General features: G+C 43.3%; 12 protein-coding genes. 3 read left to right on the top strand and 9 right to left on the bottom strand.

Annotated elements, in window-relative coordinates; translation table 11 throughout:
* Positions 1-120 precede the first annotated feature (120 nt).
* Positions 121-1,359 carry a cation:proton antiporter gene (locus tag RTN07_RS02865; RefSeq protein WP_312175566.1) on the top strand — a complete coding sequence of 413 codons (1,239 nt, stop codon included), beginning with the start codon at positions 121-123 and terminating at the stop codon, positions 1,357-1,359.
* Between the two features lie 56 nt (positions 1,360-1,415).
* Here the strand turns inward: RTN07_RS02865 and thiS are convergent, their stop codons facing one another.
* The 4 genes from thiS to RTN07_RS02845 form a co-directional block, all read right to left on the bottom strand.
* A complete protein-coding gene (gene thiS, locus RTN07_RS02860) occupies positions 1,416-1,616 on the bottom strand; it encodes a sulfur carrier protein ThiS (RefSeq protein ID WP_060995472.1) in 201 nt (66 codons plus the stop codon).
* Between the two features lie 47 nt (positions 1,617-1,663).
* Positions 1,664-2,032, bottom strand: coding sequence for a DUF423 domain-containing protein (locus RTN07_RS02855; RefSeq protein WP_312175564.1), 369 nt, complete (start codon positions 2,030-2,032; stop codon positions 1,664-1,666).
* 5 nt (positions 2,033-2,037) lie between these two features.
* Entirely contained in the window at positions 2,038-3,219 is a 1,182-nt protein-coding gene (rpoH, locus tag RTN07_RS02850) for an RNA polymerase sigma factor RpoH (RefSeq protein WP_312175562.1), read from the bottom strand.
* Between the two features lie 74 nt (positions 3,220-3,293).
* Positions 3,294-3,656, bottom strand: a complete 363-nt coding sequence (locus RTN07_RS02845) for a sulfurtransferase TusA family protein (protein ID WP_312175560.1) — start codon at positions 3,654-3,656, stop codon at positions 3,294-3,296.
* 287 nt (positions 3,657-3,943) lie between these two features.
* Between RTN07_RS02845 and RTN07_RS02840 the strand changes: the two genes are divergently transcribed.
* Entirely contained in the window at positions 3,944-5,563 is a 1,620-nt protein-coding gene (locus RTN07_RS02840; RefSeq protein ID WP_312175558.1) for a M48 family metalloprotease, read from the top strand.
* A 3-nt stretch (positions 5,564-5,566) separates the two neighbouring features.
* Here RTN07_RS02840 and yihA read toward each other — a convergent pair whose 3' ends face one another.
* Positions 5,567-6,268, bottom strand: coding sequence for a ribosome biogenesis GTP-binding protein YihA/YsxC (gene yihA / locus RTN07_RS02835; RefSeq protein ID WP_312175555.1), 702 nt, complete (start codon positions 6,266-6,268; stop codon positions 5,567-5,569).
* Between the two features lie 489 nt (positions 6,269-6,757).
* Between yihA and RTN07_RS02830 the strand changes: the two genes are divergently transcribed.
* Positions 6,758-7,426 (top strand): c-type cytochrome, encoded by a 669-nt coding sequence (locus RTN07_RS02830; RefSeq protein ID WP_312175553.1) that lies wholly within the window; start codon positions 6,758-6,760, stop codon positions 7,424-7,426.
* 162 nt (positions 7,427-7,588) lie between these two features.
* Here RTN07_RS02830 and tuf read toward each other — a convergent pair whose 3' ends face one another.
* From tuf to rpsL, 4 genes are all read right to left on the bottom strand, one after another.
* A complete protein-coding gene (tuf, locus tag RTN07_RS02825) occupies positions 7,589-8,779 on the bottom strand; it encodes an elongation factor Tu (protein WP_007117403.1) in 1,191 nt (396 codons plus the stop codon).
* A 189-nt stretch (positions 8,780-8,968) separates the two neighbouring features.
* Complete coding sequence (gene fusA / locus RTN07_RS02820) at positions 8,969-11,095, bottom strand: elongation factor G (RefSeq protein ID WP_036590979.1); 2,127 nt, start codon at positions 11,093-11,095, stop codon at positions 8,969-8,971.
* A gap of 294 nt (positions 11,096-11,389) precedes the next feature.
* Positions 11,390-11,863 carry a 30S ribosomal protein S7 gene (gene rpsG, locus RTN07_RS02815; RefSeq protein ID WP_007116467.1) on the bottom strand — a complete coding sequence of 158 codons (474 nt, stop codon included), beginning with the start codon at positions 11,861-11,863 and terminating at the stop codon, positions 11,390-11,392.
* Between the two features lie 133 nt (positions 11,864-11,996).
* Positions 11,997-12,371 carry a 30S ribosomal protein S12 gene (gene rpsL / locus RTN07_RS02810; RefSeq protein WP_007116468.1) on the bottom strand — a complete coding sequence of 125 codons (375 nt, stop codon included), beginning with the start codon at positions 12,369-12,371 and terminating at the stop codon, positions 11,997-11,999.
* Positions 12,372-13,120 lie beyond the last annotated feature (749 nt).

Genomic DNA, 13,120 nt, shown 5'->3' with positions numbered 1-13,120 from the left:
GTATTTTGCTAAACAGCAATGGTTGATGGCATGCCTACCTTTTTGCATAATGGATTCATAAGGGATAAACCTTTTACGCAGTAACATGGATCTTTTAGCAACTTATCTTGGTACACGGGTATGCTTGAACACTATAATTTGATTTTACTTTTTTTAGGGTTGGCGTTTTTAATCGGGGCATTCTTTCCTGTGCTACCGCGCAAGCTTTCGATATCCCTGCCTATGATACAAATTACCTTTGGCGCACTGCTAGGGTATTTTTTTATGGGGCTGCCTAGAATTAATCCGCTTAATTATGGCGTTCCTATAGAAAAAGTTACAGAAGTGGTGGTGCTGATTTCATTGGTTGGTTGTGGTATCAAGCTCGATACTCCGCTCAATTGGAAAACTTGGCAACCGACCTTAAGGCTGTTGGTGATTGTGATGCCAGTGGGTATCGCCGCGATGGCATTGATGGGGCATTACATTTTTGGACTCAGTATGGCGGCGGCTATTTTGCTCGGTGCGGTGCTAGCGCCAACCGACCCTGTATTAGCGGCAAGCATCCAAGTCGGTCCACCCAACTCCGAACGACAGGAAGATGTGACCCGATTTACCCTCACCTCTGAGGCGGGTCTCAATGATGGACTGGCATTTCCGTTCGTGTATTTAGCGATAGCCATTGCTACGGCTGCCTCACTCAATCAGGGTTTTGGTGCAGAGGATTGGCTGCATTGGTTGGGCTATGATGTGTTATGGCGAATCATTGCAGGGGTGGTGGCGGGTTACTGTGTCGGTAAGTTTTTGGCAAACTGGCTATTTACCAAGGCATATCCCGATAAAGTCGAGCAGAGTTATATGGTGTTAGCCTTGATGTTACTAGCTTATAGCATTACAGAGTTTGTGCATGGTTATGGTTTTATTGCAGTATTTGTGGCGGCCTTAACTTTTCGGCGTTCAGAATGTGAACATGAATATCATGAAGGCTTGCATGATTTTGCTGAGCAAATTGAAGGTTTGCTGATGTCGCTCGTGATGGTATTCTTGGGACTGCTCGTGGGTCAGGCGTTAGCGAGTGATGTTACTCTTAGCTGGCAAGTGTATGTGGTATGTTTGGCGTTTATATTTTTGATACGTCCCATTGTGGGTTATTTTAGTCTAGGTAAACTGGGGATGAGTCGCAATGAACGCTGGGTAACGGCAGGACTAGGCATTCGCGGGATTGGTACCTTGTATTATATCGCCTATGCGATGAATAAAGGCGTATTTACCAGTGATGAAGCGCTAAAAATTTGGGTGATTTGTGTGGTAATGATTGCAATGTCGGTGTTCTCACATGGGCTAACCGCCAATCGTTTATTAGCCATGACCAAAAATTAGTGTAATGCAAAAATAAAAAAGCGGGTAAGTTACCCGCTTTCTTTACGATGATATGATTAGCCACCACCCACCGCTTGCACCACTTCAATGTTCATACCATCTTGCAAGGTAACATTTGCCAATTGGCTTTTTGGAATCAATTCACCGTTAATTTCAACAGCAAAACGACCTTGGGTTTGTCCCATTTCATCCAATAGTTGTAAGAGATTTTGATGTAACGTTTGTTTGACGTCACCATTTAAAGTCACTTGTGGCATTATTTCGCTTCCTGTTTTGTTACGCTTCCTGTCATGGTTAAATAGGGTTAAACTGATGAAGTGTGCTTAGCAACACTGATCGCAAGCCAAACCCATGCAATAATAAACAGCGTGCCGCCAATCGGGGTAATGGCGCCTAACCAGCGCGGCATACCCAAAGCCATCAAGTACAGCGAACCTGTAAAAAGCACAATACCCAGCTGCATCACCCACGCGATAGTAGGGGAGGTGAGGTTTATACGCAATAACATACCAACAATCAACAACCCAAGCGCGTGATAAAAAAAGTACTGCGTACCCGTCTGCCACCAAGCCATCTGCTCGGCTGATAAACGCGGTTTAAGCCCATGTGCGGCAAACGCCCCACAGGCGACCGCCACTGCCATATTTATCGCGCCAATACTTAGCCAATTCATGACAGTTAATCCAACTGCAAATGGGTATTGGCTAACATGGCTTCTTTGATTTTATCCATGGCATTTTTTTCAATTTGACGTACCCTTTCTGCGGAGATATTGTACTCTGCCGCCAACTCGTGCAAGGTCGCTTTTTGCTCATTGAGCCAGCGCTGCTGTACGATATCCCGCGAGCGATCGTCTAAGTCTTCCATCGCTTCCATCAAGGCTGAATTGTTATTTTCTTCCCAATCAGCATCTTCTACCATATCGGCAGGGTCAGCCGCATCTTCCAAAAAATACTGCGGTGCATAGCGACCTTCGTCTTCATCATCACTTTGTGCTTCAAACGATGCATCATACGAAGTAAGACGGCTTTCCATCTCTAGCACTTGTTTGACGGTAACATTTAAGTCTTTGGCAATCGCTTCGGCTTCTTCGAGCGTTAACTGGTTGTTGGTTTTTTTCAGTGAGCGCAAGTTAAAAAACAGCTTGCGGTGCGCTTTGGTGGTCGCGACTTTGACAATACGCCAATTGCGAATCACAAACTCATGGATTTCAGCTTTGATCCAATGCACGGCAAAAGACACCAAACGCACACCTTTGTTTGGGTCAAAACGTTTCACTGCTTTCATCAAACCGACATTGCCTTCTTGAATCAAGTCACCTTGTGGCAAGCCATAGCCAGAGTAGCTGCGCGCAATGTGAATCACAAATCGCAGATGCGACATAACCAGCAGCCGTGCTGCTTCTACATCCCCTTCGTCAGTATAGCGATGCGCAAGCTCCTGTTCTTGTTCTGCTGTCAAAATAGGAATTTGATGAACCGCGTTGATATACGCGCCTAAATTTACCCCAGGGGCAGATAAGGCAGTCGGCATGGTAGGAACAAGCGCATTGGTCATGGCTTTCTTTTGACGGGATCGCGATACAGTTTTTCGTGGTTTTTCAGCAAACTCATCGTCATAGTCGTCATCAGCCTCGTCCACTAATTCATCATAGTCATCATAACTATCGGGGAGCTGTGCAAGGTCGATATCGTCGTCGCCTAAGCTATCAAAGTCTGGCTCGTCAAATTCATCGCGTTCGTCATCGTCGATGTCATCAAAGGCAGCGTGTGGGTCGTCACCCAGCTTAGCATCAAGCTTGGTCGATTTTTTTGCGTTGGCAGTCTTTTTTATTGTCGTTGTTTTGGTCTTTGTAGCCATGAAATAGCCTGTCAATTGTCCTTTAATTTCTGTTATTTAGTATGCCTTAAAGCTAGCTTTTTTGTAAGAGGCGTTTAGCAACTTTTGGTTATGATCGAGTGAAAGATTGTGTCTGTTGTATTTTCAGACGGTGTGATTGATGTCTGTTGCACCAGGGTATATCCGGCATGCTGACAAAAAGCTGCGATGTCACGCTTGCTGTTAGGATCGGTTGCGGTTACATACACCGCATGACCTAACGCAGTCTTTTTTAGTGCCATTTTCAATTTAAGCAGAGGCATCGGGCAGGCGAGTCCTTTGCCATCCACATAATGCTCAATTTGAGCATTGATGTTGAGATTGTTATATTCGTCTGAGTGAAACAACCCCCAATCTTGGCAAAAGTCGTCATCCGATAGTAAGGCAGGATTTAGCGTAATCTGAGAAGAATCCGTCATGGTAATAAAATCGCTACTTGAAAATTCAAAGTGTGTTAGATGGTTATTATAGGCTAAATTACAAGTGTAGACGATTGAGATAAATCAAAGTTAGCATTATATTTTTGAAAATCTAACCTTTATGCTGCCCTTAGTAGTCGGTAGATTGTAGCAAGATATCATTACAAAATTTGGCTTTTTAAAGCTGCTGAAATTTGTATATTGAGCAGTATTATTTAGCATTTACCTTTTTTTAAATATCATTTTTTAAACATCATTCTAAGCTAATTCGCTGTCAAAGGTCGCGCATGCCCATCAATCCACTTACTGGTTATTTATCTGCTGGTTATTTATTTAGAAAAACGCCCGTAGTGGCTGTATTAAGTACCCTATCAACGGGCGTGCTTGCTGTCGATAACTTCTCCTATCAAAGTGCGCCTGCTTTTAATCCAGTCATGATTACAAGTGCTGAGCCTACCAAGGTCAATAGCCAATTAGCCGCTATGGACAATGGGCAAGCGCTCATCGATACCGAGCAAAATCGCCAAGTCGGTGAGTGGGCGCTTCGACAAATCAACGGCAATGCAGCGCTGATAAAAGACCCTTGGTTGCAGCAATCGCTTGAACAAATTGTGTGGCAAATCAATGCGGTGGCAGGTCTCAACGCACCCATGGGGCTGGTGATTATCAATGACAAGCAAATCAATGCCTTTGCAGTACCCTCTGGACTTATCGGCATCAATGTCGGTTTGTTGGATAAAGCCAAAAGTCTGGATGAAATAGTGAGCGTCATCGCGCATGAAATTGCCCATGTCAGCCAGCGCCATTATCAACATCGCAATGATGAAAAAACCAAACAGCTACTGATGCAGGCAGGCGGTCTTTTGGCGGGCGTCGCAGCATCTAAAGTCGGGGATGGTGATGCCGCTGCCGCTGTCATGCTAGGCTCTCAGGCGATGTCGGCCAATGCTGCTGCTTCCTATAGCCGTGGTCAAGAGCGAGAAGCTGACCGTATTGGCATGCAAATCATGAACCAAGCGGGCTATGATGTCAATGCCATGCCCAGTTTCTTTGCCACCCTAGACCAACAAAACCCTGTCAAAAGTAACACCTTGATTCCCAGTTTTATTTTAAGCCATCCGCTCACCGCAGATAGAATCAGTGAAGCAAGAGCGCGAGTCGCAACTTACAAGCGTGATAGTCAGGCTAATATGGCGTCAAACCGTTATCAATCTATTCAACAGCAGCGCGCGCAACTGTTTGAACAAATCCAGTGGCGTGCTCGCTACTATGGCTATCTAGTCAACAAAGCCGATTTAGAACAAGGGGCAAAAACCAGTAAAGCTGCCAAGCTTGCGCTGATTAATTATTATATCGATAACGGACAACCCAAAGCGGCACAAAGCTTAATGCAGGATTTTGACAAGGACATCAACACACTCGCCAATCCGCTAGCAGTCGTGACATTTAGTCAGTTAGCGGCGCAGCAAGGCAATGTCGATGTGGCAATCGCTAAATTGCAACAACTCGCCGCTGTGTATCCTGAGCGCACAGATGTGCCACGTTATCTGAGTGACATTTATTTAAAATATCGACCTACGGCAGAAAGTGGTCAAAAAGTATTAGCGCTGCTTCAACCCTTATCCAAGCAAAATCCCCGCGACGTCATGCTGTGGGATCGATTGCAGCAAGCCAGCCAACTACTGGCAAAACATGGTAGCGGCGATGAGCAGCTGATTCATCGCATCAATACATTACGCTATCGCGCGTATGGCGAGTTATGGCGCAATGAGCTAAAAGACGCGGTGACATCACTCACCCAAGCCAAATCGTTAGCAAAGCAGCTACCTAGTAACCAATCTTTGCTAGCACTGCTGAATCAGCAAATCAACCAAGTACAAGACGCCAATCAGTTTAAACCATCTTAACCATTAGACGGCTAACGTAGGTTCATTATCCGTTGGCTCATCCTCCTCGGGTAGCGCCAACCAATTGCCAAGTTTTAATGACAGTTCTTCGAGCCCAATTCTATCTTGGGCAGAAAATAATTGAATACTAAACGGCAATTTTAATTTATTAAGCTGATTGCGGGTTTGCTGCAGCGTGTTTTTGGCAGCGCCGTATTTGAGCTTATCGGCTTTGGTTAATAGCACATGAACCTCAAGCTCACCGTCTTTTGCCCAGTGTAGCATTTGCTCATCAAAGAATTTTAGTGGATGGCGAATGTCTGTGAGCAGCACTAAACCGGCGAGGCTTTTACGCGAAATTAGGTATTTTTCCAGCTCTGACTGCCATTCTTTTTTCATCGCCTCGGGCACGGCGGCATAGCCATACCCCGGCAAATCCACCAACCGCTGATCCAAATTGCCCATATTAAAAAAGTTAATCATTTGGGTGCGACCTGGGGTTTTGGAGGAACGGGCTAACTGGCGCTGCTGGGTCAAGGCATTAATGCAAGAGGACTTACCAGCATTTGAGCGGCCAGCAAAAGCAACTTCGCGACCCGTATCGGCAGGACACAGTTTGAAAGTAGGGGCAGACAGCATAAATTGGGTTTGATGCAACCAGCGTTTTGCTGCATCACTATCGTCAGTAATCGCAGTTGGCGCGGGTGTGTTAGTAGAATCCATCATCAGCACATAATCTTAATGTTAAAGCGCTATTGTATCAGCAAATACCCATAACCCAAAATTTTGAGCACTTGCTACCGCTGTTTTGTGAGATATTTTTTGTAGTGAAACCCGCTTGCCAACCTGCAAATGACTTTTACATGATTATCGAGTTATGGCATAATAATCAGCCATATCAATTATTCGATTATGGTTTTAATCATAACCATCACTGTAATCGACAAAACCCTCGGTGTTTTAAAATCATTAAGCTAACTTAAATGTCGTATTAGCCATATGATTAGCGTTCATTAGTAGGGTAGCCTACAAATTTTGCAGACAAGCGCATGGTTGTCTTGCTATAATATTGTAACTTAGTAGATACATTAACCAGTGTTAAAGCAATAAATATGTATGATGATAACTGGGTGTTGCTTTGATATTGTAAGTAATGCCTTTGTCGCTAGCTCATTGTGAGTCATAACCAACACGCTTTAGTAGGAATTGTTACCGATGAAAAAAATACTCACTGCCGCAAGCCTTTTAATTGCCAGCGTAAGCGGTTCTGCAGCTGTTACCGTACCAAAATATGACATAGCCAAAGGTAAGGTTATTGCTGAATCAGTTTGTGGTGCTTGTCATGGCGTCAATGGTGTTAGTAGTGTTCCTGCACAGCCTAACCTTGGCGGACAAAACGTTAAGTATCTCTATAAACAGCTAACCGAATTCAAATCAGGCGCACGTGTCAACCCTATCATGTCAGCGCAAGTGGCAAAATTAAATGACCAAGACATGGCGAATGTGGCAGGTTATTATGCAAGCCAACCTCGTTGGGGGGTAGGTTATGCTAATCCTGCTTACGCAGCAACAGCGCAAAAATTGTATTATGGTGGTAATAGCACACGCGGTGTGATTCCTTGTGCAGGCTGTCACGGTGGTAAAGCCAATGGTAATGATTTAGCCGCTTTCCCACGTATTGGCGGTCAGCATTCAGCTTATATCGCAACCCAATTAAAACTGTTCCGTGCGGCAGGTCGTGAAGACGATGTAACCGACCCATCACAAACGCGCATGAATGATGCAGCTAAAAAAGGCGATAAAGGCATGATGCAAATCGTGGCATCAAAATTATCAGATAATGATATTAAAGTATTATCTGACTATATCAGCGGTCTACACTAGTATTTAGCGGTATATCATTTAGCCAAGCTTAGCGCTTGGCTTTTTTATTGCCTAAAACCACCTGAACCAATAGTAAATTTTAGTGGCAAATTAACCGGTTAACAAAAGCTTAAGCATAAAAAAAGAGCCACCGAAGTGACTCTTTTGTATGCTTGCTAACGATTAGTCGTTAACTTTAGCAACAACACCCGCACCTACAGTACGGCCACCTTCACGGATTGCAAAGCGTAAGCCTTGGTCCATTGCGATTGGGTGGATTAGCTCTACGTTCATTTCAACGTTATCGCCAGGCATTACCATCTCTGTACCTTCTGGTAATTGGATTGCGCCAGTTACGTCGGTAGTACGGAAGTAGAATTGTGGACGGTAACCATTTAAGAATGGGGTGTGACGACCACCTTCTTCTTTTGATAGTACATATACTTCTGCGTCAAATTTGGTGTGTGGTTTGATTGAACCTGGTTTAGCCAATACTTGACCACGTTGTACGTCTTCACGTTTGGTACCACGTAGTAGTACACCACAGTTCTCGCCTGCACGACCTTCGTCTAACAGTTTACGGAACATTTCAACGCCAGTACAGGTGGTTTTTGCGGTTGGTTTGATACCAACGATTTCAATTTCTTCACCAACTTTGATGACGCCTGATTCTACACGACCTGTTACGACTGTACCACGACCAGAGATTGAGAATACGTCTTCGATTGGCATCAAGAATGGTTTGTCAATCGCACGTTCTGGTTCTGGGATGTAGCTGTCTAGGGTGTCAAGTAGTTCTAGTACGGCTGGTTCACCGTATTTGCCTTCGCCGCCGTTTAGGGCTTCTAGGGCAGAACCTTTGATGATTGGGGTGTCATCACCAGGGAAGTCGTAGCTTGATAGTAGTTCACGTACTTCCATTTCGACGAGTTCTAGTAGTTCTTCGTCATCAACCATGTCACATTTGTTCATGAATACCATGATGTATGGTACACCTACTTGGCGTGATAGTAGGATGTGTTCACGGGTTTGTGGCATTGGGCCGTCAGTGGCTGATACGACTAGGATAGCGCCGTCCATCTGTGCTGCACCGGTGATCATGTTTTTAACATAGTCAGCATGGCCAGGACAGTCTACGTGTGCGTAGTGACGTGCTTGGGTGTCATATTCAATGTGTGAGGTGTTGATGGTGATACCACGGGCTTTTTCTTCAGGGGCTGAGTCAATTGACGCGTAGTCTTTGGCTTCACCACCGTTGTGTTTTGCTGCTACGGTCGCAATCGCAGCTGTTAGGGTTGTTTTACCATGGTCAACGTGTCCAATGGTGCCTACGTTAACGTGTGGTTTAGTACGTTCAAACTTGGCCTTTGCCATAATTTAATCCTCTTTTGTTAATATTAACCTAATGCTATTAGGTCATTTACTTTATTATCAACGCTTATAGGTTATGAAAATTTGACCCATTAAATTTAACAGGTCAAATTAGCTAACTTATAATTTTTTTCAGTGTCGAATAGGATAGAAGAATTTGAGTGGTTTTAACAATCAAATTACCCATCAAATTTATTCGTCATCATCTTTATGAGTGAATTTTTTGATGATTTCATCAGCAACGTTACGTGGTGTCTCAGCGTATTTTGCAAACTCCATTGAGTAGGTTGCACGACCTTGAGACATTGAACGTAATTGGGTTGCATAACCAAACATCTCGGCTAGTGGCACTTCAGCACGGATTTGTTTAACGCCGCCAAACATGTCATCCATACCTTGCACCATACCGCGGCGACGGTTTAAGTCACCCATGATATCACCCATGTAGTCTTCCGGTGTCTCAACTTCTACTTTCATAACTGGCTCAAGTAGAACAGGGTTTGCATTCATAAAGCCTTTACGGAAGGCCATAGAACCTGCCATTTTGAACGACAGCTCATCTGAGTCAACGTCATGGTACGAACCATCATACAGTGTCGCTTTAATACCAACGACTGGGTAACCTGCAAGAACACCATTTTTCATACGTTCTTGAATACCTTTGTCTACCGCACCAAAGTACTCTTTTGGTACCACGCCACCAACAACTTCTTCAGCAAATTCATATTCTTTGCCATCAGCTGTGTCAAGTGGCTCAAGACGTAACCATACATGACCGAATTTACCACGACCACCAGTTTGGCGTACGAATTTGCCTTCTTGCTCAACGGTGTTACGAATCGTTTCACGGTAAGCGACTTGTGGTGCACCCACGTTGGCTTCAACGCTAAACTCACGTTTCATACGGTCAACAAGAATTTCTAAGTGAAGCTCACCCATACCGCTGATGATAGTCTGACCAGATTCTTCATCGGTGTGAACACGGAATGACGGGTCTTCTTTTGCCAAACGATTAAGCGCGATTGACATTTTTTCTTGGTCAGCTTTGGTTTTTGGTTCAACTGCCAATGAAATAACAGGATCTGGGAACTCCATGCGCTCAAGGGTAATAATATTGTTTTCGTCACATAGGGTATCACCCGTTGTTACATCTTTTAGACCCACAAATGCAACGATGTCACCTGCGCGAACTTCATCCACTTCTTTTTGTGAGTTAGCGTGCATCTCAACGATACGACCAATACGCTCACGTTTCATTTTCACTGGGTTATAAACAGAGTCACCTTGTTTAGCAACACCTGAATATACACGGACGAAGGTTAAGTTACCTACGTATTTGTCATTCATGATTTTGAACGCAAGACCCGCAAATGGTGCATCATCCGATGATTCACGAGTCGCTTCAGTTTCAGCTTTGTCATCTAACACACCTTTGATCGCATCAACGTCATTTGGTGCTGGTAAGAATTCGATAACCGCGTCAAGCATACGTTGTACGCCTTTGTTTTTAAACGCCGTACCACAAAGCATTGGTTGAATTTCGCCCGCTAAGGTACGTGCACGTAAACCTGCTACGATATCTTCACGTGATAAATCACCTTCTTCTAGATATTTATCCATCAACTCTTCTGAAGATTCAGCCGCTGCCTCAACCATGTTGCTGCGCCATTCATCGACGGTATCAACTAAGTCGGCAGGAATTTCTGCGTACTCAAATTTCATACCTTGAGAAGCGACATCCCAAATGATGGCTTTCATCTCTAGAAGGTCAACAACCCCTTCAAAGGTATCTTCTGCACCGATTGGCACAACTACAGGTACTGGGTTACCCCCAAGACGTTGTTTTACTTGGTCAACAACGCGGAAGAAGTTTGCCCCTGTGCGGTCCATTTTGTTCACGAACGCAAGACGCGGTACTTTATATTTGTTTGCTTGACGCCATACTGTTTCTGACTGAGGCTGTACACCACCAACCGCACAGTAAACCATACATGCACCGTCAAGTACACGCATTGAACGTTCTACTTCAATGGTGAAGTCAACGTGACCGGGGGTGTCAATGATGTTAATGCGATGCTCTGGGAATTGATGACCCATACCAGACCAGAAACAAGTCGTTGCCGCTGAGGTAATAGTAATACCACGCTCTTGCTCTTGTTCCATCCAGTCCATGGTTGCAGCACCTTCATGCACTTCACCTAGCTTATGGTTTTTACCTGTATAAAACAAAATACGTTCAGTTGTTGTCGTTTTACCCGCATCAATATGTGCAGAGATACCGATATTACGGTAGCGATTCAAGGGTGTTGTACGTGCCATAGTTAATTCCTAAGGACTAAAGATTAAAATTATTCCATTATCAATAAACAGTTATGTCTTAAAATGAATAATAATTAGTTTTAACGTTTGATTGAAAGATCGACAACCAACTAGATAAAAGAAAGCCTTACTCTTGACATAAGTGCTGTATGATAAGAGCTTGCCATGACAAACGCATGACAAGCTTCTTTTTCAATATGCAATATTGGGCTGAATTTGCAAACTTCAAGTCACCCAATATCATCTATTTTATTATAAGCTAATTGCTACCTAGGTGATAGCAATCAGTATCAATTAGAAACGATAGTGTGAGAACGCTTTGTTTGCGTCAGCCATACGGTGAACTTCGTCACGTTTTTTCAGTGCATTACCTTTGCCATCAGCTGCGTCTAGCAATTCACCTGCTAAACGTAAAGCCATAGATTTTTCAGAACGTTTTGCAGCCGCATCAACTAACCAACGCATTGCTAATGCAGTACGACGGGAGGGACGTACTTCCATAGGAACTTGGTAGGTAGCACCACCCACACGGCGAGCTTTCACTTCCACCATTGGGCGAACTCTTTCTAACGTATCTTCAAAAAACTGGACAGGATCAACGCCCGAGTTTTTTTCTACAACACGGTCTAATGCACCGTATACGATTGATTCTGCAACTGATTTTTTACCGTCAACCATTACATGGTTGATGAATTTAGCAAGTGTTTTGCTACCAAATTTAGGATCTGGTAGGATTTCACGGGCAGCGATGACACGACGTCTAGGCATGATAATTTCCTTGTGTATTCAGGGTAGTCTGGTAGCTAAGCGGTTGCTTTTCACCAGCCTTACTGCATAGTATTGTAAAACTATAATCAACTATGCAAACAATGTTAAAAAATGGGGTAAAAAACGGCTAAAATTATGCTTTAGGACGTTTTGCGCCGTATTTTGAGCGGCCTTGTTTACGATCTTTCACGCCTGCACAGTCAAGTGCGCCACGAACGGTATGGTAACGAACACCTGGTAAGTCTTTTACACGACCACCACGGATAAGTACAACACTGTGCTCTTGTAGGTTGTGACCTTCACCACCGATGTAGCTTGATACTTCAAAACCTGACGTCAAACGCACACGGCATACTTTACGCATCGCTGAGTTTGGTTTTTTTGGTGTGGTAGTGTATACACGGGTACACACGCCACGGCGTTGTGGGCAAGCTTTTAAAGCTGGCACTTTTGATTTTTCAGTAATGGTATTGCGACCTTTACGAATTAATTGATTTGTAGTTGCCATAAGGCACTCTCTCCCGTTTGTTGTCAAAAAATCTCTAAAAACCGCTAATAAGCTATTTTTAGGACAGCGTATTATAGAGATTTTTGTTGGTTTTATCAACTAAAAAATTACCCAAATAAGGCAAATGGATGATGCAGGTGATGATTGTTAGAAAATTTGAGAAAACTAGGGGAAGGCAAATTATCAAAAGCCGTGCTTATCAAGCACAGGGTATCAAACACACTGTGAATCACATCACAACAGACTAAAATAAAAAAGACCAAAACTAAAAGAACCAATGCGTTAACTTTGAAAACCTTAAGAAACTTATCGGTTAAAAGTCAACGCATTGGTTCTAGCTCAAGTTATTATTTATTGTTATTATTTAATGATTCCAAAAAAATCAATTTAATGATGGTGATTTTAAATAATTGTAATTTTAAATTTCTTATTTTTTTTATAATTTTTTTAAATTAACAACGTGATGTACTGACATTTTATTTTTATTTATTGGGGTTATCATCGTTATTGGTTATTAAGCTTATCATCCGTTGTTAAATCTATTTTGCCAAATTTAAGCGGGTTGGTCTTTTGAGATTTGGTGAATAACGTTGATATTGATAGCTAAAAATGTGATGTTGCTAACGGGTTGTGTAAAAGTTTGTGTCACATGACTTAAAGTAACGAACTTTATCGTAACTAACCTTAAATTAGTCAGCACTAGCTACAACTAATAAAAAAGGCAAAAGCCAAACAGCTAGCTTTTACCT

The sequence above is a fragment of the Moraxella sp. CTOTU46934 genome (assembly GCF_031979465.1).
GTDB classification, from domain to species: Bacteria; Pseudomonadota; Gammaproteobacteria; order Pseudomonadales; family Moraxellaceae; genus Faucicola; species Faucicola tetraodonis.
The sequence above is the reverse complement of the archived record's forward strand: the minus strand, read 5'-3'. Positions and strand labels throughout refer to the sequence as shown.